The sequence below is a fragment of the Rubrivivax sp. JA1026 genome (assembly GCF_011065555.1).
GTDB classification, from domain to species: Bacteria; Pseudomonadota; Gammaproteobacteria; order Burkholderiales; family Burkholderiaceae_C; genus Rubrivivax; species Rubrivivax benzoatilyticus.
Genome location: NZ_JAALCQ010000002.1, coordinates 77,200 through 96,246, shown reverse-complemented (window position 1 = coordinate 96,246; position 19,047 = coordinate 77,200). Strand labels below are relative to the sequence as shown.

The 19,047-nt window shown below is 71.6% G+C and carries 20 protein-coding genes and 1 pseudogene; 7 read left to right on the top strand and 14 right to left on the bottom strand.

What is annotated here, in order from left to right:
* From G5B56_RS04135 to egtB, 3 genes are read right to left on the bottom strand one after another with little or no spacing between them, the layout of a single operon-like run.
* On the bottom strand, window positions 1-282 hold the full coding sequence (locus tag G5B56_RS04135) for a DUF427 domain-containing protein (protein WP_009856013.1): 282 nt from the start codon (window positions 280-282) through the stop codon (window positions 1-3).
* Window positions 279-1,235, bottom strand: a complete 957-nt coding sequence (gene egtD, locus G5B56_RS04130) for an L-histidine N(alpha)-methyltransferase (RefSeq protein ID WP_240920670.1) — start codon at window positions 1,233-1,235, stop codon at window positions 279-281. The genes G5B56_RS04135 and egtD overlap by 4 nt, the downstream gene beginning before the upstream one ends.
* 40 nt (window positions 1,236-1,275) lie before the next feature.
* Window positions 1,276-2,457, bottom strand: coding sequence for an ergothioneine biosynthesis protein EgtB (gene egtB, locus G5B56_RS04125; RefSeq protein ID WP_164962418.1), 1,182 nt, complete (start codon window positions 2,455-2,457; stop codon window positions 1,276-1,278).
* Window positions 2,458-2,623: 166 nt separating this feature from the next.
* Here egtB and G5B56_RS04120 point away from each other — a divergent pair, with 166 nt between their 5' ends.
* Entirely contained in the window at window positions 2,624-3,484 is an 861-nt protein-coding gene (locus tag G5B56_RS04120; RefSeq protein ID WP_164962417.1) for a pirin family protein, read from the top strand.
* Window positions 3,485-3,511: 27 nt separating this feature from the next.
* Here the strand turns inward: G5B56_RS04120 and G5B56_RS04115 are convergent, their stop codons facing one another.
* From G5B56_RS04115 to G5B56_RS04090, 6 genes are all read right to left on the bottom strand, one after another.
* Window positions 3,512-3,982 carry a CreA family protein gene (locus G5B56_RS04115; protein WP_164962416.1) on the bottom strand — a complete coding sequence of 157 codons (471 nt, stop codon included), beginning with the start codon at window positions 3,980-3,982 and terminating at the stop codon, window positions 3,512-3,514.
* Between the two features lies 1 nt (window position 3,983).
* A complete protein-coding gene (locus G5B56_RS04110; protein ID WP_164962415.1) occupies window positions 3,984-5,273 on the bottom strand; it encodes a DUF4397 domain-containing protein in 1,290 nt (429 codons plus the stop codon).
* A gap of 108 nt (window positions 5,274-5,381) precedes the next feature.
* A complete protein-coding gene (locus G5B56_RS04105; RefSeq protein ID WP_164962414.1) occupies window positions 5,382-6,269 on the bottom strand; it encodes an amino acid ABC transporter substrate-binding protein in 888 nt (295 codons plus the stop codon).
* Window positions 6,270-6,402: 133 nt separating this feature from the next.
* Window positions 6,403-6,552: a hypothetical protein gene (locus tag G5B56_RS04100; RefSeq protein WP_164962413.1), complete on the bottom strand. Its 150-nt coding sequence runs from the start codon at window positions 6,550-6,552 to the stop codon at window positions 6,403-6,405.
* 124 nt (window positions 6,553-6,676) lie between these two features.
* Entirely contained in the window at window positions 6,677-6,910 is a 234-nt protein-coding gene (locus tag G5B56_RS04095; RefSeq protein ID WP_009856005.1) for a hypothetical protein, read from the bottom strand.
* A 154-nt stretch (window positions 6,911-7,064) separates the two neighbouring features.
* Window positions 7,065-7,643, bottom strand: coding sequence for an NnrU family protein (locus G5B56_RS04090; protein WP_009856004.1), 579 nt, complete (start codon window positions 7,641-7,643; stop codon window positions 7,065-7,067).
* Window positions 7,644-7,705: 62 nt separating this feature from the next.
* On the opposite strand from G5B56_RS04090, the gene G5B56_RS04085 reads away from it, so the two are divergent.
* The 3 genes and pseudogenes from G5B56_RS04085 to G5B56_RS04075 all read left to right on the top strand — a co-directional run.
* Window positions 7,706-8,179, top strand: a complete 474-nt coding sequence (locus G5B56_RS04085; RefSeq protein WP_009856003.1) for a MaoC family dehydratase — start codon at window positions 7,706-7,708, stop codon at window positions 8,177-8,179.
* A gap of 43 nt (window positions 8,180-8,222) precedes the next feature.
* Complete coding sequence (locus G5B56_RS04080; RefSeq protein WP_029718407.1) at window positions 8,223-9,341, top strand: polyamine ABC transporter substrate-binding protein; 1,119 nt, start codon at window positions 8,223-8,225, stop codon at window positions 9,339-9,341.
* A gap of 32 nt (window positions 9,342-9,373) precedes the next feature.
* Window positions 9,374-9,898 (top strand): annotated as a pseudogene (locus G5B56_RS04075) (DUF924 family protein); the annotation flags it as partial.
* Between the two features lie 57 nt (window positions 9,899-9,955).
* On the opposite strand, the gene G5B56_RS04070 reads toward G5B56_RS04075, so the two are convergent.
* Window positions 9,956-10,282: a hypothetical protein gene (locus G5B56_RS04070; protein ID WP_009856000.1), complete on the bottom strand. Its 327-nt coding sequence runs from the start codon at window positions 10,280-10,282 to the stop codon at window positions 9,956-9,958.
* A 564-nt stretch (window positions 10,283-10,846) separates the two neighbouring features.
* Window positions 10,847-11,692 (bottom strand): S9 family peptidase, encoded by an 846-nt coding sequence (locus G5B56_RS04065; RefSeq protein ID WP_029718405.1) that lies wholly within the window; start codon window positions 11,690-11,692, stop codon window positions 10,847-10,849.
* Between the two features lie 364 nt (window positions 11,693-12,056).
* Here G5B56_RS04065 and G5B56_RS04060 point away from each other — a divergent pair, with 364 nt between their 5' ends.
* Window positions 12,057-13,547: a diguanylate cyclase gene (locus G5B56_RS04060; RefSeq protein ID WP_138938776.1), complete on the top strand. Its 1,491-nt coding sequence runs from the start codon at window positions 12,057-12,059 to the stop codon at window positions 13,545-13,547.
* A gap of 161 nt (window positions 13,548-13,708) precedes the next feature.
* Window positions 13,709-14,494: a ProQ/FINO family protein gene (locus G5B56_RS04055; protein WP_240920651.1), complete on the top strand. Its 786-nt coding sequence runs from the start codon at window positions 13,709-13,711 to the stop codon at window positions 14,492-14,494.
* Window positions 14,495-14,501: 7 nt separating this feature from the next.
* Here G5B56_RS04055 and G5B56_RS04050 read toward each other — a convergent pair whose 3' ends face one another.
* The gene (locus G5B56_RS04050; protein ID WP_240920647.1) at window positions 14,502-15,782 is read right to left on the bottom strand and encodes a pitrilysin family protein; all 1,281 of its coding nucleotides are present in this window, start codon (window positions 15,780-15,782) and stop codon (window positions 14,502-14,504) included.
* Window positions 15,783-15,866: 84 nt separating this feature from the next.
* Between G5B56_RS04050 and G5B56_RS04045 the strand changes: the two genes are divergently transcribed.
* Window positions 15,867-17,171 carry a glycerate kinase gene (locus G5B56_RS04045; protein ID WP_164962411.1) on the top strand — a complete coding sequence of 435 codons (1,305 nt, stop codon included), beginning with the start codon at window positions 15,867-15,869 and terminating at the stop codon, window positions 17,169-17,171.
* Here G5B56_RS04045 and G5B56_RS04040 read toward each other — a convergent pair whose 3' ends face one another.
* Both G5B56_RS04040 and G5B56_RS04035 read right to left on the bottom strand, forming a co-directional pair.
* Window positions 17,172-18,713, bottom strand: a complete 1,542-nt coding sequence (locus G5B56_RS04040) for a cryptochrome/photolyase family protein (RefSeq protein ID WP_164962410.1) — start codon at window positions 18,711-18,713, stop codon at window positions 17,172-17,174. It lies immediately after the preceding gene.
* Window positions 18,710-18,880, bottom strand: a complete 171-nt coding sequence (locus G5B56_RS04035) for a DUF2256 domain-containing protein (protein ID WP_164962409.1) — start codon at window positions 18,878-18,880, stop codon at window positions 18,710-18,712. Before G5B56_RS04035 ends, G5B56_RS04040 begins: the two co-directional genes overlap by 4 nt.
* Between the last annotated feature and the right edge of the window lie 167 nt (window positions 18,881-19,047).

The window sequence follows — 19,047 nt, the reverse complement described above, 5'->3', positions numbered from 1 at the left end:
TCACTCGACGACCTGCACGCCCTTCCAGAACGCGATGCGGCCCTGGATGTTGGCCGCGGCTTCCTTCGGCGCCGGGTAGTACCAGGCGGCGTCGGGGTTGGCGTCGCCGTCGACGAACAGCGTGTGATAACGCGCCTCGCCCTTCCACGAGCACATCGTGCGCGTGTTGCTCGGCAGCAGGTACTGCGGCTTCACCGCCTCGGCGGGGAAGTAGTGGTTGCCTTCGACGATGACCGTGTCGTCGCTCTCGGCGACGACGGTGCCCTTCCAGATCGCTTTCATCCCGATGTCCTCTCGCTGACGCCGCCGGCCGGCTCCAGCCAGTGCAGCGAGAAACGCCTCGCCGCGTCGGTCCAGACCGGGCCCGGCTCGAAGCCGGCGCGCCGCGCGAGGGCACGGAAGCCGTCGACGCTGTACTTGTACGAGTTCTCGGTGTGCAGGCTGTCGCCCTCGTCGAACTCGAAGACCTCGCCGGCGACGCACACCGCCTGGCGGCGGCGGCTGACCAGATGCATCTCGATGCGGCGCAAAGGCGGATGGTAGAACGCCGCGTGCGCCCAGGCCGAAAGATCGAAGTCCGCACCCAGTTCACGGTTGGCACGCGCCAGCAGGTTGAGGTTGAAGGCCGCCGTCACGCCCTGGGCGTCGTTGTAGGCCGCGTGCAGCAGCGCCGGCTCCTTGATCAGGTCGACGCCGATCAGCAGCGCGCCGCCGTCCAGCCAGTGGCGGAAACGCGCCAGCAGCGCGCAGGCCTCGGCGGGTTCGAAGTTGCCGATCGAACTGCCGGGAAAGAAGCCGATGCGCCGCCCGGCCGGCGGCGGCAGCTCCAGCGCGGCGGTGAAGTCGGCCGCCAGCGGCTCGACGGCCAGGCCGGGGAAGTCGGCGCGTAGCGCCGCCGCCGCGTCGGCCAGGTGCTCGCCCGAAATGTCGACCGGCACGAAGCGCCGCGGCGCCGCGAGCGCCTGCAACAGCAGCCGCACCTTGACGCTGGCGCCGGCACCGAACTCGACGATCTCGGCACCCGGGCCGATGCGCGCCGCGAACTCGCCGGCGTGGCGGTCCAGCAGCGCGAGCTCGGTGCGTGTCGGGTAGTACTCGGGCAGTTCGCAGATGCGCTCGAAGAGCCGCGAGCCCTCGGCGTCGTAGAACCACTTGGGCGCGATGCGCCGGGTGCGCAGCCCGGCGACGAAGTCGTCGGCAAAGCTCACTGGAGCACCCTCCGGCCTGCGGCCGATCCCGCCAGGCGGGAATGAGCCCCGGACAAGTCCTGAGGTCTCACGCGTCGCGCGCCAGCCTGAGGCCGCTGAACTGCCAACGTGCCCCGGGCGGAAAGAAGTTGCGATAACTGGCGCGTGCGTGGCCGGGCGGCGTCGCGAACGAGCTGCCGCGCAGCACGATCTGGCCGACCATGAACTTGCCGTTGTACTCGCCGACCGCACCGGCCCAGGGCCGGTAGCGCGGGTAGGGCTCGTAGGACGAACGGGTCCACTGCCACAGCGCGCCGAAACACTGCGACGGCGGCGCGGCCGAGTTCGCCGCGTGCTCCCACTCGGCTTCGGTGGGCAGGCGCGCACCGGCCCATTCGGCGTAGGCCGCAGCCTCGTAGAACGACAGATGGCGCACCGGCGCCTGCGGTGCACGCGGTTGCGGGCCGTGCGGCGTGAACTCGCTGCCGTCGTCGCGCCAGTAGAGCGGGCCGGTCCAGCCCTGGGCCTGCACCGCGGCCCAGCCGTCGGACAGCCACAGCGCCGCACGGCGGTAACCGCCGTCGTCGACGAAAGCCTGGTACTCGGCGTTCGTCACCAGCCGGCGCGCGATCTCGTAGGGCTGCAGCCGCACGGCGTGGCGCGGCGTCTCGTTGTCGAAGGCGAAGCCGGCACCGACGTGGCCGATCTCGGCCTCGCCACCTTCGAAGCCCAGCCAGCCCGCGACACCCGCCGGCCACGGCGGCGGCTCGCCGGGGAAGGCCGCCGGCGCCAGCGGGTTCAGCGCCAGCGCGGCGAGGATGTCGGTCTGCATCAGTTCCTGGTGCTGCTGCTCATGCTGCAGGCCCAGTTCGACCAGCGGGAAGGCCGCGGCGCGCGTGTCGGCGTCGGCTTCGGCGATGAAGGCGTTCACGCCGGCGTCGACGACCCGGCGCCAGGCCAGCACCTCGTCCAGCGACGGCCGCGACAGCATCCCGCGCTGCGGCCGCGGGTGGCGCGGCCCCAGGCTCTCGTAATAGGAGTTGAACAGCCGCGCCCAGCGTTCGTCGTAGGGCCTGAAACCCGGTGCGTGCGGCGCCAGCACCACCGCTTCGAAGAACCAGCTGGTGTGCGCCAGGTGCCATTTCGTCGGGCTGGCGTCGGGCATCGCCTGCAGCTGCTGGTCTTCGGCGGACAGAGGCGCCGCCAGCGCCTCGCTGTGGGCGCGCACCGCGCGGAAACGGGCGGCAAGCTCGGACATCGCGTCGGGCATACGGCGCTCTCCTGCGACCGGTGGGGTCCGGCGCATTCTGGTCGTGGGGGGCTCGGGTGCTCACCCGGGCAAGCCCCGTTCCGTGTGAGGGCCGGTAACCCCGGCCGAACGCTGCATACAGAGCGACTGAACCCCGGAAGGCCGCCGCCTTCCTACAGTGCAGACCATGGACAGCACCCTCACCCCCACCCTCCTCGACCCGCGCCCGATCGAACGCCTGGTCGCTGGCCAGCCGACGCAGGACGGCGCCGGCGTGAAGCTCGTGCGCCTGCTGACGCACGACCTGCAGCGCCGGCTCGACCCCTTCCTGATGCTCGACCGCTTCGCGACCGACCGCGCCGAGGACTACATCGCCGGTTTTCCCGACCACCCGCACCGCGGTTTCGAGACCGTCACGGTGATGGTCGAAGGCCGCATGCGCCACCGCGACAGCACCGGCCACGAAGGCCGTGTCGGCCCCGGCGGCGTGCAGTGGATGACCGCCGGCCGCGGCCTGGTGCACAGCGAGATGCCCGAACAGGAAGACGGCCGCATGGACGGCTTCCAGCTGTGGCTGAACCTGCCGGCGCGCGAGAAGATGCGCGAGCCCTGGTACCGCGACATCGAGGCCGATCAGGTGCCCGAGTGGCGCACGACCGGCGTGCGCGCCCGTGTCGTCGCCGGCCGCACGCACGGCGTCGCCGGCGCCGTCGAACGCGACACGACCGAGCCGCTGATCGTCGACCTCGAACTCGCGCCCGGCGCCCGTTTCGAGCAGGCGCTGCCGGCGGCCCACAACGCCTTCGTCGTCGTCGTGCACGGCGCCGTCGAGCTCGGCGGCCGGTCGCTGGAGCCCGGGCCGATGGCGATCATGGCCAATCGCGGCGACGGCATCGTCGTCACAGGCGGCACCGCCGGCGCGCGGCTGCTGCTCGTCGCCGGCCGGCCGCTGGGCGAGCCGATCGCGCAGTACGGGCCGTTCGTGATGAACAGCAACCGCGAGATATTCGAAGCCGTCGAGGACTTCCGCGCCGGCCGCCTCGCCTGACCGGCCGGAGCGCGGCGCCGCGAACGCTCAGCGCTTGAGCGGGATCGGCGTCGCGCGGTCGACCGGCACCGCGGTCACCGCGTTCTGCGGCGAGCCTTCGATGACACGGTCGGAATAGGTCAGGTAGACCAGCGTGTTGCGTGCGGCGTCGACCATGCGCACGACGTGCAGGCGCTTGAAGACCAGCGAGATGCGTTCGCTGAACATGTCTTCCTGCTGCGGCAGCGGCCTGGGGAACGAGATCGGCCCGGTCTGGCGGCAGGCGATCGAGGCGTCGGACTTGTCCTCGGCCAGCCCGAGGCCGCCCTTGATGCCGCCGGTCTTGGCGCGCGAGACGTAGCAGGTCACGCCTTTGACGCCCGGGTCGTCGTAGGCGTCGACGACGATCTTGTGATCCGGCCCGATCAGCTTGAAGACCGTGTCGACCTCGCCGATCGGCTCGGCCGACGCGGCGGCCGACAGCACGCCCAAACAGGCGGCAAACAGTGCAGTCTTCATCTCAGTGGTCCTCGACCAGATCGCCGATCGGCGCCGCCGGCGTGCCGCCGACGAGCACGGTGTACACCTTGCCGCCCTCGAGGATCAGGTCCGTGAGCGCCAGCACCGGCCCGTCGACGACTGGCGAGGTGACGGTCAGCGAGCCGCTGGCCGTGGCCGACACCTCGGCATAGGCCGAGCCGGCGCCGACCTCGACGCCGGAGGCCAGTTGCGACGAGCCCGACTTCAGCGACAGCGTCGACCCCAGCCCGGCCACCGCGTTGACGAGGCGGATGCGCGCCTTGCTGCTGCCGGTGGACAGCGTGTTGTCGTCGACGAGCCAGGCCGAGGCCGGCGAGGCGGCACTGCCGTAGATCAGCAGCGTGTAGTCCCGGCCGGCGGCCAGCGTCGCCGTGGGGACCGCGGCGCTGACGTCGGTGCTGCCGATGCGCGCCGTGACCGCCGGCACGCCGGCCGCGACCAGCGCGTAGCCGCTGACCACCGGCGAGCCGGCGGACACCAGCTCGCGGCCCTCGACGGTCGCGGTCACGGTGGCGCTGCCGGCGGCGGCACCGGCGACACGCACACGCGCCTGGGTGGCATCGATGCGTGTCAGCGTCGTCTTGTGCTCGCGCAGCAGCACGCCGTTGACCAGCGCACCACCGGCCGCGGCCGCGAGCGCCAGCGTGAACACCTTGCCGCCCGGGAACACGACGCCGGAGACGTCGAGCCGCACGTCGGTCTTGCTGCCGGCGGCCGTGACACGCACACGCCAGGTTCCGGCGTCGATCGTCACGAACTCCGCCAGCGTGCCAACCGCAGCCGAAGACTGCATCGCCACCGAGTCGGCCAGCGCGTCGTCCTCGGCGGTGACGTAGACGTCCAGCACGCCGGCATCGGTCGCGCCGTTGAAGACCCGCACCTTGGTCTTGTCGCTCTTGGGCTCGGACGTGTTCTCGTGCAGCAGCTGCCAGCCGAGTGCACCGACCGGGCCCCAGGCAAGCAGCGTGTAGTCGTCGTCCTCGGACAGCGACGGCGTGAAGCTGGAGACCAGCGCCGTCGCCGAGCCGGTGCGCGAGATCGTCGAGCGGCAGTCGTCCGGGTCGACGTCGCGGTAGCTCGTCTCGTCGCCCCAGGCGATGCCGGAAAACAGCCGCTCGTCGTCGACGGTCAGCGTCAGCGCGTCGTACGAGCTGGCGTTGATGAAGCGCACATGGGCCTTGCTCGTGTCGGTACCACCACCGCAGCCGGCGAACGCCACCGGCGAGGACAGCGCCAGCGTCAGCCAGCGCCGGCGGTTGATCTGCTGCATCGGGTTCTCCTGGGCGCCGGCGCCACGGCCGGCCAGGGCGACATCATCGCCCAGCCACGTTGCCGGCATGCGAAGGCCGGTGACGGCGTGGTGCCGGCGCCGCGGAGCTCAGGTGGCCGGCTTGTCCGACAGCGCCTTCAGGTTGTCCTGCAACTCCTTGCCCATCGGTGCGTTCAGCACGATGCCCTTGGGCGGGATCGGCAACAGGAACCACTTGCGGTAGAGCTTCTCGAACTCGCCGCTCTTCATCAGCCCGGCCAGCACACCGTCGACCAGTTGCTTGAACGCCGGGTCGTCCTTGCGGACCATGATCGCGTAGGGCTCGACCTGGATCGACTCGCCGACGACCGCCAGCTCGGCCGGGTTGGCCGAGCTCGCGCGCAGGCCGTAGAGCAGGATGTCGTCCATGCCGAAGGCCGCGGCGCGGCCGCTTTGCACCAGCAGCGCGGCCTCGGCGTGGTCCTTGGCGCCGATCAGCTCGATCGGCAGCTTGTTCTCGCTGATCAGGTTGCGCAGGATGCGGAAGTTGGTCGTGCCGGTGGTCGACACCAGCACCTTGCCGTTCAGGTCGGCCAGCGACTTGATGCCCGAGTCGGCGCGCACCAGAAAACGCGTGCCGGTGTAGAAGTAGTTGATCGCGAACGCGACCTGCTTGGCACGGTCGCTGTTGTTGGTCGTCGAGCCGCACTCGATGTCGATCGTGCCGTTGACCAGCAGCGGGATACGGTTGGCGCTGGTCACCGACTGCAGGTTGACCTTCAGGTCGGAACGGCCGGTGACCTTCTTCACCTCGTCGACGATGCGGCCGCAGATCTCGAAGCCGAAACCGACCGGCTGCGCCTTGTCGTCGAGGTAGGAGAACGGGATCGACGACTCGCGGTAGGCGACGCCGATGGCACCGCTGGCCTTGACCTTGTCCAGCGTGGACTGGGCGGAAGCGGCCGACGCGGCGAAGGCCAGGGCGAGAACGGCGAGCGGGCGCACGATCTGGGGCATGGACGAGGCTCCTTGACGATGTGGAGCCCAGGCTAAGCAAAGTGCCGGCCACTGTCGCTCCGCACGAACGCGGAGATCGCCGTCCACAAAGACGAACGCCCGGCCGGGGCCGGGCGTCGCCGAGGAAGCAGGCTCAGGCGCGGGGCGCGGCGGCAGCGCTCTGCGCGATGTAGGCCGAGGCGCCGTCGGCGGCGGCCAGCGAGTCGATGCCCGAGAGCATCACGACGGTGAAGAAGGCCGCGCTGGCCAGCGCGAACAGGCGGGGGGCAAGGCGGTTGTTCATCGTGGACTCCTTGGGGTGACGTGCTGCGATGGAGTCCACTGTAGGCAGCGGGGAGGCCGGTCGCGAGCGGCTTGCGACGACCGGTGGCGCAGGCCGACGAACTGCCGGCGGCGCCGACGAAGCGTCAGCCGCCGACGCCGCGCGGGTGCGCCGCGGCGGCCGACGGCTCGGCCAGATCGGCGTGGAAGAACTCGTCGAGGCCGGGATGCTCGGTGACGGCCAGGCCCTGCATCAGTTCGAGGCTGGACTCGTACCAGCCGCAGGCCGGGGCCGCGACACCGCGCGCGGCCGCCTCGGCGGCCGAGACGGACAGATCGGCCGACCGGCCGCGGCGGCGGGAAATGAAGACCGTGGACATCGTCGCCCCCTCAAGCGATTCGCAGGGCTTCATCCTGACGCGCACACGCGCCGCCCGCCATCACCCGGAAGTCCGGTTTCAGCGCTTTCGGCCGTTTCGCCCCCCGAACGGGTGGTGCATTGTTCACACGCCGGTCACCCCGGCCCGCCGGGGCTCAGGCCAGCGGCCGCACCCCGAACAGCCAGGCGTGCGCCCAGAAGGCGAACACCGCCCAGCCGGCGACACCGACGGCCACCGTCACCAGCGTCATCGACAGCCGGCCCGGCGCGTAGACCGTGCCGGCACGGCTGTCGCGCTGGCGCGCGGCGCGGTAGTCCAGCACCGCCCAGACCAGGAAGCTGCCGAACAGCACGAGGTCGGCCAGCGTGTGGTTGGCGATCAGGTGGGCGAAGGCCCAGACCTTCACGCCCAGGACCATCGGGTGGTGCAGCTTCGCCTTGATCTGGTTGCCCGGCACGTAGGCGGCGAAGTTCAGGATGAAGGCGACGAGCACCAGCAGCGAGGCCAGGTGGCGGGTCCAGAGCATCGGCGTCCACAGCGCGACCGGGTCCAGCCGGGCCTCGCCGTAGCCGCGCACGATCAGCACCAGGCCGACCAGCGACAGCACCGAGTACAGGCCCTTGAAGCCGTTCTCGCCGAGCCGCGCACGCAAACGCGTGCGCCAGTCTTCGCCGTAGATGCGCACCGAGTGCGCGGCCAGAAACAGCACGAGGCCCAGGATCAGTTGCGTCATGGGTGACAGCACAGAGTCGACAGCGGCGGCATTGTCGCCGCCCGGCCGCTATCCTGCCTCGCATGGACAAGCGTCATCACTGGGAAGACTTCCCCGCCGGCACCGTGCGCAGCTTCGGCGCCACCACCGTCACCCGCGAGGCGATCGTCGAGTTCGCGCGCCAGTTCGACCCGCAGCCATTCCACCTCGACGAGGAGGCGGCCAAACACTCGCTGTTCAAGGGGCTGTGCGCCAGCGGCTGGCACACCGCGGCGATGACGATGCGCATGATGTGCGACGAGTACCTGCTCGACGCCGCCAGCCTGGGCTCGCCGGGGCTGGAGAACATCCGCTGGCAGAAGCCGGTCTACCCCGGCGACACGCTGAAGGTGCGCATGGAAGTCACCGAGGCGCGGCCGATGGCCAGCCGGCCGACGGTCGGCCTGGTGCGCTCGACCTGGACAGTGTTCAACCAGCGCGACGAAGCCGTGATGTCCATGGAAGGTTGGGCGATGTTCAAGAGGCGCACGCCCGCGGTCGGCGAAAATCCGGCCTGAACCCTTCCCGTCTGGCCCTCACCCGTTCCGGAGAAAAGCCCTCATGTCCCGCACTACCCGTGTCCTGCGTTCGCTGCTCGCCGTCGGCGCCGCCACCGTGGCTTTCGCCGCGGGCGCGCAGAACACCGAGCCCAAGGTCCTGAACATCTACAACTGGGCCGAGTACATCGCCGAAGACACGCTGAAGAACTTCGAGAAGGAAACCGGCATCAAGGTCCGGTACGACATCTTCGACAGCAACGAGATCCTGCACGCCAAGCTGGTGGCCGGGAAGACCGGCTACGACATCGTCGTGCCGGGCGCGCACTTCGCGAAGGCGCAGATCGAAGGCGGCCTGTTCCAGAAGCTCGACAAGTCGCTGCTGCCGAACTGGAAGAACCTCGACCCGGCGGTGCTGGAGCAGATGGCCAAGGTCGACCCGGGCAACCAGTACCTCGTCGACTGGCTCTGGGGCTACGTGACCGTCGGCATCAACGTCAAGAAGGTCAAGGCCGCGCTGGGCTCGACGCCGATGCCGGCCAACGCCTGGGACCTGCTGTTCAAGCCGGAGTACGCCAGCAAGCTCAAGAGCTGCGGCGTCAGCGTGCTCGACTCGGCCTCCGAGGTGCTGCCGGTGGCGATGATCTACGCCGGCAAGGAGCCCTACAGCAAGAACGCCAAGGACTACGACGCCGCGCGCGAGGTGCTGGCCAAGGCCCGGCCCTACGTGACGCGCTTCTCGTCGTCGGGCTACATCGACGAGATGGCCAACGGCTCGCTGTGCCTGGTGATGGGCTATGCCGGTGACATGAACATCTCGCGCCAGCGCGCGATCGACAGCAAGACCGGCGTCGAGATCCAGGTGCTGATCCCGCCGAGCGGCGCGACGATGTTCTTCGACTCGATGGCCATCCCGAAGGACGCCGAGCACCCGAAGAACGCCCACCTGTTCATCAACTACATCCTGCGCCCCGAGGTGCATGCGGCGCTGACGAACAAGGTCTTCTACGCCAACCCGAACGCGGCGTCGAAGAAGTTCGTCAAGAAGGAAGTGGCGTCCAACCCGACGGTCTTCCTGTCGCCCGAGGACATGAAGAAGCTGACGTCACCGGACGCGGTGCCGCAGGACATCCGCCGCGTGCAGACCCGCATCTTCACGAGCTTCAAGGCGGGGTCGAAGTAAACACCCCGGCCGACACGCTCGGCTTCTGGTTCGGCCCGCCGCCGCACGCGGCGCGGGCCGACTGGTTCCGCAAGAGCGACGCCTTCGACCGCCTCGTCGCCGAACGTTTCGGCGCCGAGGTCGAGGCGGCGCTCGCCGGCACGCTGCCACCCGCCTGGGCGGCCGTGCCGCTGGCCGAGATCCTGCTGCTCGACCAGTTCACGCGCAACATCTTCCGCGGCCAGCCGCGGGCCTTCGCCGGTGACGCCCGCGCGCTGGCGCTGGCCCAGGCGCTGGTCGCCAGCGGTGCCGACCAGGCGCTGACGACGATCGAGCGCTGGTTCGCCTACCTGCCGTTCGAACACGCCGAGAGCCTGCCGCTGCAGGACGAGTCGGTGCGCCTGTTCACCGCGCTGGCGGCCGAGGACGAACGCCTGGCCGACGCGCTCGACTACGCGCAGCGCCACCGGGACGTGATCCGCCGTTTCGGCCGCTTCCCGCACCGCAACGCGGTGCTCGGCCGGCCCAGCACGGCCGACGAACGGGATTACCTGGCGCAGCCCGGCGCGGGCTTCTGAGCCGGCCGGCCCGGGCGGTCGCGGGCCGCCGGCCTCACGACCCGGGCGGGGCGGGGTTCAGTGGTCTTCGAGGCGCGTGTGCACGCCTTCGGCGGGCTCGCCAGTGTCCGGGTCCAGCCAGTCGGCGATGCCGAGTTCCTGCTCGGCCTCGAACAGCGTCTCGCCGGGCTCGATCTCGCCGTCGCAGGCCGCTTCCATCGCCTGCAAGGCCTCGTCTTCGCTGTCGTAGGGGCCGAACTCCTGGCGTCCGGTGGCAGCCAGCCAGTACCAGCCGTCAGGACGCTGGACGATCTCGCCTTCGCCGGGCGGCGTGGCGTCCAGCGGCAAGTCCTCGTCGAGGTTCGGGGCCACGAACCGGGTGGGGGTCTGGACTTGCGCCTTCATCGTCGTACTCCTCTTTGACGAGCCCATTCTGAACCTCGCAGCCCGGGGTGCAAGGTGTCCGAGCGGCGCGTGGCTTCAAGGCTCGCCGGGCCTGGAAAAGACTGATAAGGTCAGCGGCTGACTCCAGGCCCCGCGGCAGACTCGCCGCCATCCGGGCCTCCCGGCGCCGTTCGCGCGCCCCCTCTGCCCCGGCCGTCACGGCCCACGCGGCACTTCTTCCACAGGTTTTCCACTTCGGCGCCAGCCTGGGCACGGCTTGGCACTCGATTGTGGACAACTCTGGGGATGGTTCTTGCGCAAGCGCCGGGTTGTCCACAGGCCGAGGCCTGTCCGGCAGGTTGTCCAGAAACGCGAACGCCACCGTACCGGGGTCGGCCCACAGCCTTGACGACCCTGCAAGCTCTTGATTCCGCAGCGCTTTTGGTGCTTGTCCCCAGCGAACGGGGCCTCTACTACGACTACCAATCAGAGAAATGACATCAATACTGGATAACAGCCGAGGCGCGCCGACACTGCAGACCTCCCGCGGCGCAGGCCCGCATCGCGGGACAACCGCAGGGGGGTTCAGAGATCTCGGGCCGTGCCGAGCAGCGTCCCGGCGCTCGGGACGCGGCCGGCAGCGAGGTCCGCAGCCCAGCCGGCCGCAACCGCCCTGAGCTGTTCGACCTTGGCCGCCGATGGCGTGCCGCAGACGGTGCGGCCCAGCCAGTCGCTGTCCTCGCCTTCGGCATCGACATGCGTCGAGCCCGGCCCCATGTCGAAGGCGATGACGCTGTCATGGCCGGCTCGCGCGGCTTCATCGTGCAGCTCTCGCAGCACCGGCGTCGCACGCTGCTCGGCGTTGCAGCCGTCGGGAGCCGCCGCGATCGACAGCACCGGCCGCTGGCCAGCGTGCGACACCGCGCGCAGCTGGTCCGCGAAGCCGGGCACGGGCACAGGGTCCAGCAGCAGTGCGCCGGCCAGGCGAGCGGGGGCCGAGGCATCGAGCCGCCAGCCCAGCCGCGCTGCGAACGCCGCGCCGGCCGAATGCCCGCCGACGACGATGCGCTGCGGCAGTGGCCGACCGTCCGGCAGCACGAGGCCGCTCAACAGCGCCGCGGCCATCGTGTCGGCCAGCGCCGGATTGCCGTAGGCCATGTCGGCGTTGACACACAAGGTGGCCAGGCCCTGGCGCGCGATGCGGCGCATGGTCTCGCGCAGGTTGGCGCAGCTGCGCGAGAAGCCGTGCTGCAGCACCAGCAGCGCCTGCGGCTCGCCGGCCGGCAGCACCCATTCGGCGGCGTAGGTCCTGCCGCCGAGCTCCAGCGCCGGCGACCAGGTGATGCCGCCGGTGCTGGGCCCCGGCACGCTGGCACAGCCGGTCAGTCCGACGACCAGGCTGCGCAACACGAGACGCCTGACGCGCTGCATCGCGGCGCCCTGTGGAGGTGGCGCGCACACCGGCGCCGCCTCGCGGGCCGGACCAGCCGGATTCCCGTGCAGGAGTGCGGTCGGATCGATGTCGTGTTTCACGTGCTGCCGTGGCGATCGGGGCAATACCAGATTGTCCTGATCGGCTTTTTCCCTTGTCGCTCGAGAGCTTGTGGCGCCGATGGCGTGAACTGAGACACGTCAAGCAAATCCGGCTGGAGCGGCGTGGCCGATTTGCAGGCGACCCGGTGCTGGCGCAAGGCGGCCGGCCGCGGTGGGCGGCGAAAATCCTCTCGGGGATGGATCACCCGGAAGTCGCGGCGTCGGTGGTGCCTGCCCTGTTCCGCCATCCCGGGAGGACAGAGTGGGAGCGGAAACCATCGTCTGGATCAATCCGGACGAATCTCGTGCCGTGGCCGATGCGCCGGCGGCGCTGCGCGCCATGGGCTATGGCGTCATCGAATCGACACTGGCGGCGGCGCCGCGCCTGGCGGCCGACCTGCGTGTGCTGCCGACATCGGCTTGCTGGGACGAGGCCGCGCTGCGTGCCGCCTGCGCCGGCGACCGCCGCCCGACGCTGGTGCTGGCCCACGACGCCGCTGCCGAGGCGGTCGCGCTGGAGGTCTGCGACCTGCGCGACGAGATCGTGCGTGCGCCGCAGTCGGCGCACCACCTGGCGGCCCGCCTCGACCGGCTGATGCGGCGCGACCGCGATTCGGCCTGGCAGCATCGCGACACGCTGACCGGGCTGCTGAACCGCCGCGCCTTCGGCCAGCGCCTGCGCAAGGCGCTCGAGGAGATGCTGCCCGGCGAAGTGCGTGGCCTGCTGCGGCTGGACCTGGACCACTTCAAGCGCCTGAACGACGAATGCGGCCACGCCGTCGGTGACCAGCTGCTGCGCAGCGCCGCCGAGAGCCTGGCCGCCGGCTCATCGCCGGAAGACGCGATCGGCCGCGTCGGCGGCGACGAGTTCGTGCTGCTGCTCACCCGCTACGACCTGCAGACCCTGCTCAACGATGCGCGCGCGCTGCTGCGCCGGCTGTCGGCGCCGATCGAGGTGCCGTCCACCGGCCATAGCCTCGTGCTGACGGCCAGCGCCGGCCTGACGGTGCTGAGGCCGCACCTGAGCGAAGTCGAGGTGATGCGCCAGGCCGACGCCGCGATGTACGAGGCCAAGGGCGCCGGCCGCGACCGTCTGATGTGCTTCGAGAACTCGGTCAGCGGCGGCAACGCGCCCGACATCGACGCCGACCTCGAGCGTTTCACCGAGGTCACCAAGGTGTTCAGCGACCGGCTCGCGCGCATCGTCGGCGACATGGGCCGGCGCCTCGTCGAGGGCGCACGCCGCCAGGCGCTGCAGGACGCGCTGACCGGCACCCACAACCGCCGCTACTTCGACGAACGCCTGGCGCGCGAGGTCACCCAGGCGCAGCGCAGCGGCCGGCCGCTGGCGCTGGCGCTGCTCGACATCGACAACTTCCACGGCATCAACGCCGGTTACGGCTGGCCGTCGGGCGACATCGTGCTGCGCGAGTTCGCGGCGCTGGCCGGCGGTAACGTGCGCCTGGTCGACTGGCTGGCGCGTTACGGCGGCGAGGAGTTCTGCATCGTGCTGCCCGACACGCCGGTCGAGGCGGCTCTGGCGGTGATGGAGCGCATCCGCGTGGCCGTCGCCGCGGCCACCTTCGTCGCCACCGACGGGCGGTCGATCGGGGTGACGGTCAGCATCGGCCTGGCGATGCTCTCGGCCGAGGATGGGGCGCCGGTGGCGCTGATCGACCGGGCCGGACGGGCCTGCCTGAGCGCCAAGGCCGCGGGCAAGAACCGTGTCGTGCTCGCTGACGGCGGGGTCTGAGCCCGTGGGCCCGTCCTTCGATTCGGCACGCGCTTGCAGACCGCACTCGCGCCCGCCCGCGCCAGCGGCGACAATCCACGATCCTTTCCGCGCTGTGTTCCATGCCTGACGACGATCAAATCCTGCCCGATACCGGCGCGGAGTCCGTTTCCCCCGCCACCGTGGCCCCGGAGCCCGCGCTGTCGGCCGAGGCCGCGGTACCCGAGGCGCCGGCCGAACCCGGCGCGGCCGCGCCCGCCGAACGCGCGGTGGCCGAGCTGTCGCCGGCCGAGTGCGCCGCGCGCCTGGCCGAGCTCTTCCCGGCGCTGTTCGCCCCGCCGCCCAAGCCGCTGAAGCTGCGCATCCAGGCCGACATCCAGGCGCGTGCGCCGGGTGTCTTCACGCGCCGCACGCTGTCGGTCTTCCTGCACCGCTACACGACGTCCAACGCCTATCTGTCGGCGCTGGTGAAGTCCGAGCAGCGCTACGACCTCGACGGCCAGCCGGCCGGCGAGCTGAGCGCCGAGCACCGCGAGCTGGCCGCCGCCGAGATCACGCGCCGCCGTGGCGTGCACGAGCAGCGCCGCGCCGCCGAACGTGCTGCGGCCCGTGCCGCCGACGCCGAGGCGCGCCGCCAGCAGCAGGCCGACCACGACGCGCGCCGCGACCGCGCCGGGCTGCTGCGCGCCTTCGAGACGACGACGCTGACGCCGGCCAACTTCTGCGCGCTGAAGGGCATCGCCGAGAGCGAGCTGGAAGCGGTGCTCGAGCAGGCCCGTCGCGAACGTGCCGAACGCCCGCCGACGCCGCCGCGCGAGGCGCGTCCCGGCGGCCCGCGGCCCGACCGTGGCCCGCGCCGTGACGGCGAGCGTGGCCCCGGCCCGCGCCGTGACGGCGCACGCCCGCAAGGCCCGCGTGGCGAACGCGGCCCGCGGCCCGAAGGCCAGGGCCGCCCGCCCAAGCGCTGAAGCCGGTTCAGGCCGCGGCGAGCCGCGAACGCACGCGTTCGCCGGCGGCGCGCGGCAGTTCGCCCGACAAGGCGACCGTCGGCCCGGCGGCCAGCATGCGGGCGAAGGCCGCGCGCACCGTCTCGGCCGGCACGGCGTCGATCCGGCTGCACCAGGTGCGCGTGTCGCACACCGTGCCGGTGGCGTAGAGGTCCAGCACCGCGTCCTCGAGGCGCCGATACGGGCGCTCGTGGGCGCGCAGCCGGCGTACCGCGAGCTGGGCCTTGGCGCGCTCCAGGTCCTCGTCGCCGACGTGGGCGGCCTGGGCCTTCAGCAGCGCCAGCGTCTCGGCGAGCAACTCGTCGATCTGCTCCGGCGAGGTCGAGGCCTCGACGACGAACTGGCCGGCGACGTCGAGCACGTCGGCCGAGCAGGCGGTGTAGTAGGCCAGGCCGCGCTGCTCGCGGATGCGGTCCATCAGCGGCGAGCTCATGCCTTCGCCGAAGACGGCTGCGGCCAGCACACCGGCCGGGTCCTGCACCGCCAGCCCGGGCAGCGGGAAACCGAGCACCAGGTGCGCCTGGCTGCTGCCCGACAGGCGTTTGGTCGCCACCCCGCCGGCGTAGACCGGCGCGGCGACGAGGTTCTCGTGGCCGGCGTCCATCGTGCCGAAGGCGGCTTCGACGGCGGCCTCGAACGCCGGCACGTCGATGTCGCCGGCGGCGCCGACGACGACGTTGGCGCCGGTGTACTGGCGGCGCAGGTAGTCCACGAGCGCATCACGGCCGAAACGTTCGATGTTGCGCCGCGGGCCGATCACCGACTGGGCCAGCGCGTGGGTGCCCCAGCAGGCCTTGTCGAAGAGCTTGAACGCGGTCGACAGCGGGTCGTCCTCGTCCTCGGTGCACTCGTGCAGCAGCACCTGGCGCTCGCGCTCCAGCTCCTCGGCCGGGAAGGTGGGGTGGCGCACCAGGTCGGCCAGCATCTCGACGAGCTGCGGCACGTCGGCCGGCCGGCCGTGCATGGTGTAGCCGGTGTGGTCCTTGTCGGTGTGGGCGTTGACTTCGGCGCCCAGGCGCTCGGCGTCGAGGTTGATGCGGCGTGCGTCGCGCATCAGCGTGCCCTTGAACACCATGTGCTCGACGAAGTGGCTGATGCCGTTGTCCAGCTTCGATTCATGCGCGCTGCCGCTGCGCACGAAGACGCCGATGCTGGCGGTGTGCACGTGCGGCATGCGGATCGTCACGATGCGCACGCCGTTGGGCAGGCGCGTGATGCGGGTGTCGTCGGGGGGGGTGGCGGGAGACAAGGCGCTGATGCGGAACTTCGGGAACGGCCTGCGAGCATAGGCCACGCCCGGCCGGGCTGCCGGCGGCTCCGATAAGCTGGCGTGATGCCTGCCCTGCCCGACCCTCGCCTGGACCCCCCCGCCTTCCTGCGTGCGCTTTACGACGCCGCGGTGCGCCGCGCGCTGCCCGAGCAGGTGCTCGCCGCACACCTGCCGCCGCCGCCACGCGGGCGCACCGTCGTCATCGGCGCCGGCAAGGCGGGCGGGGCGATGGCCGCGGCGCTCGACGCCGCCTGGCCGGCCGAGGCTCCGCTGTCCGGGCTGGTCGTCACGCGCTACGAGCACGTGCCGCCGGCCTACCGCGCGCGCGGCGGGCGCATCGAGGTGGTCGAGGCCTCGCACCCGGTGCCCGACGCCGCCGGCCGCGCCGCGGCGGCCCGCATCGCCGCGCTGGTGCAGGGCCTGGGGCCCGACGACCTGGTGCTGGCGCTGATCTCCGGCGGCGGCTCGGCGCTGCTGTCGCTGCCGGCGCCGGGGCTGACGCTGGAGGACAAGCAGGCCGTCAACCGCGCGCTGCTGTTGAGCGGCGCGTCGATCGGCGAGATGAATTGCCTGCGCAAGCACCTCTCGGCGATCAAGGGCGGGCGGCTGGCGGCGCTGGCCGCACCGGCGCGTGTGTGTTCGCTGCTGATCAGCGACGTGCCCGGCGACGACCCGGGTGTCATCGCCAGCGGCCCGACGGTGCCCGACGCGACCACGTGTGCCGACGCGCTGGCGATCTGCCGCCGCTACGGCATCGAGCTGCCGCCGGCGGCACGTGCCGGGCTGGAGAGCGGCGCCTTCGAGACACCCAAACCCGGTGACCCGCGTTTCGCCGGCCATGCCGTCGAGCTGATCGCGACCCCGCAGCAAAGCCTGGAAGCCGCTGCGGCGCTGGCGCGCGAGGCCGGTGTCGAGGCCCACGTGCTCAGCGACGAGATCGAAGGCGAGAGCCGCGAGGTCGGCAAGGTGCACGCGGCGCTGGCACGTGCCGTCGCGCGGCGCGGCCAGCCTTTCGCCAAACCGTGTGTGCTGCTGTCCGGCGGCGAGACCACCGTCACCGTGCGCACCAAAGGCGGGCGCGGCGGCCGCGCCGGCGAGTTCCTGCTCGGCTGCGCGCTGGCGCTGCAGGGCGAGCCCGGCGTGCACGTGCTGGCCGCCGACACCGACGGCATCGACGGTGTCGAGCGCAACGCGGGTGCCATCGTCACGCCCGACACGCTGGCGCGCGCCGCCGCCGCGGGCCTCAAAGCCTCCGAACTGCTGGACCGCCACGACAGCTACCCGCTGTTCGAGGCCCTGGGCGACCTCGTCGTCACCGGGCCGACCTACACCAACGTCAACGACTTCCGGGCGCTGCTGATCGTCTGATCAGACGCCGGCGGTGCCGGTGCGAAGCGCCGCCGCGCGTTCTGCGATGCGCGCCCGTTCGGCTTCGTCGATGCGGGCCAGATGCTTCAGCGGCATCGCCATGCGCGGGTTGGCGGCCAGCCTGGCCTCGTGGCGCAGCAGGAAGTCCCAGTACAGCGTCGTGAACGGGCAGGCGCTGTCGCCGGTGCGCTCGCCGGGGCGGAAGCGGCAGCCGGCGCACAGCCGGCCGGCGCTCATCCGCTCGATGTAGCGGCCGCTGGCGACATAGGGCTTGCTGGCCATCAGGCCGCCGTCGGCGTTCTGGCTCATGCCCAGCGTGTTCGGCAGCTCCACCCACTCGACCGCGTCGACGTAGACCGCCAGGTACCAGGCGTGCACCTCTTTCGGCTCGACGCCGAGCAGCAGCGCGTACAGCCCGGTGACCATCAGGCGCTGGATGTGGTGGGCGTAGCCGTGCTCCAGCGTCTGGACTATGGCGTCGGCCAGGCAGGCCATCGGCGTGTCGCCGCTCCAGTAGAAGGCCGGCAGCGGCTCGTGCGCGTCCCAGGCGTTCAGCTCGGCGTAGCCCGGCATGCGCGTCCAGTAGACGCCGCGCACGTACTCGCGCCAGCCGAGGATCTGGCGGATGAAACCTTCGGCGCTCTCCAGCGGCACCCGGCCGGCGCGGTAGGCAGCTTCGGCCGCGGCCACGACCTCGTGCGGGTTCAGCAGCTTGAGGTTCAGCGCCGCCGAGAGCTGCGAGTGCCAGAGCCAGGGCTCGCCCGGCCACAGCGCGTCCTGCCAGCGGCCGAAGCCGGCCAGGCGCTCGGCGACGAAATGCTGCAGCGCGTGCAGCGCCTGGGCCCGCGTCACCGGCCAGGCGAACGAGTCCAGCCGCCCGGGGTGGCCGGCGAAGCGGCGCCGCACCAGGTCCAGCACTTCGCGTGTGATCGCGTCGGGCTCGAAACGTGGCGGCTCGGCGTGCGGCGGCGGGCCGTCGCGGCCGAAGGCCTCGCGGTTGTCGGCGTCGTAGTTCCAGCGCCCGCCGCAGGGTTCGCCGCCGTCCATCAGCACGCCGTGGCGGCGGCGTTGCTCGCGGTAGAAATACTCCAGCCGCAGCGTGCGCCGGGCGCCCGCGTGGGCGGCGAACTCGCGCACGGTGCAGAAGAAGTGGCGGTCGGGTCGCAGCTCCAACGCCAGGCCGCGCGCTGCGGCGACAGCCTGCAGCGCGCGCAGCACGCGGTGGTCGCCGGGCGCGGTCATCACCAGCGCCTGGGGCTGCAGGCGCTCGATCGCGGCGTCCAGCTCGTCGGCCAGACGGCCGCGGTTGCCGGCGTCGTCCAGCCGTGTGTAGTGCACGCGCCGGCCGTCGGCTTGCAACGCCTGGGCGAAGTGGCGCATCGCCGCGAGGAACAGCGCCGTGCGCGGCTGGCTCGACGGCACGTGGGTCGACTCCTCGTCGACCTCGGCCATCCAGACCGCGTCGTGCGCGGCGTCGAAACCGTCGAAGGCCGCGGCCTCGGCGTCGAGCTGGTCGCCGAGCACCAGCACCAGATGCCTCATGCGCCGCGCTCCGCGGTCTTGCGTTTGCGGCAGGCCTCGGAGCAATAGCGCACCTCGTCCCAGTTCTTCGCCCAGGCGCGGCGCCAGACCATCGGCCGGCCGCAGACCGCGCAGGGTTTGCTCGGCAGGAAGCTCTTGTTGCCCTTGAAGGTTCGGCCGGAGTTCATCGGGGGACGGCGTGTCGCGTTCGGCCGCGAGTGTGCCGCGGGTGACCACCTGTCGCCTGCGATCTGGGGAGTCACCTCGGCGCCACGGGCAAGCCCTGATGCCGACCGCCCGGTCGCTCGGGTGTGATGCGCTCGCCGTCGTCGCAGGCGGCATCCAAGAAGATCAG

Bases quoted from the DNA above. Each gene is read 5' to 3' on its own strand.
- G5B56_RS04135 (WP_009856013.1), bottom strand. From the start codon at position 282: ATGAAAGCGATCTGGAAGGGCACCGTCGTCGCCGAGAGCGACGACACG.
- egtB (WP_164962418.1), bottom strand. From the start codon at position 2,457: ATGCCCGACGCGATGTCCGAGCTTGCCGCCCGTTTCCGCGCGGTGCGC.
- G5B56_RS04120 (WP_164962417.1), top strand. From the start codon at position 2,624: ATGGACAGCACCCTCACCCCCACCCTCCTCGACCCGCGCCCGATCGAA.
- G5B56_RS04115 (WP_164962416.1), bottom strand. From the start codon at position 3,982: ATGAAGACTGCACTGTTTGCCGCCTGTTTGGGCGTGCTGTCGGCCGCC.
- G5B56_RS04110 (WP_164962415.1), bottom strand. From the start codon at position 5,273: ATGCAGCAGATCAACCGCCGGCGCTGGCTGACGCTGGCGCTGTCCTCG.
- G5B56_RS04105 (WP_164962414.1), bottom strand. From the start codon at position 6,269: ATGCCCCAGATCGTGCGCCCGCTCGCCGTTCTCGCCCTGGCCTTCGCC.
- G5B56_RS04100 (WP_164962413.1), bottom strand. From the start codon at position 6,552: ATGAACAACCGCCTTGCCCCCCGCCTGTTCGCGCTGGCCAGCGCGGCC.
- G5B56_RS04095 (WP_009856005.1), bottom strand. From the start codon at position 6,910: ATGTCCACGGTCTTCATTTCCCGCCGCCGCGGCCGGTCGGCCGATCTG.
- G5B56_RS04090 (WP_009856004.1), bottom strand. From the start codon at position 7,643: ATGACGCAACTGATCCTGGGCCTCGTGCTGTTTCTGGCCGCGCACTCG.
- G5B56_RS04085 (WP_009856003.1), top strand. From the start codon at position 7,706: ATGGACAAGCGTCATCACTGGGAAGACTTCCCCGCCGGCACCGTGCGC.
- G5B56_RS04080 (WP_029718407.1), top strand. From the start codon at position 8,223: ATGTCCCGCACTACCCGTGTCCTGCGTTCGCTGCTCGCCGTCGGCGCC.
- G5B56_RS04070 (WP_009856000.1), bottom strand. From the start codon at position 10,282: ATGAAGGCGCAAGTCCAGACCCCCACCCGGTTCGTGGCCCCGAACCTC.
- G5B56_RS04065 (WP_029718405.1), bottom strand. From the start codon at position 11,692: ATGCAGCGCGTCAGGCGTCTCGTGTTGCGCAGCCTGGTCGTCGGACTG.
- G5B56_RS04045 (WP_164962411.1), top strand. From the start codon at position 15,867: ATGCCTGCCCTGCCCGACCCTCGCCTGGACCCCCCCGCCTTCCTGCGT.
- G5B56_RS04040 (WP_164962410.1), bottom strand. From the start codon at position 18,713: ATGAGGCATCTGGTGCTGGTGCTCGGCGACCAGCTCGACGCCGAGGCC.
- G5B56_RS04035 (WP_164962409.1), bottom strand. From the start codon at position 18,880: ATGAACTCCGGCCGAACCTTCAAGGGCAACAAGAGCTTCCTGCCGAGC.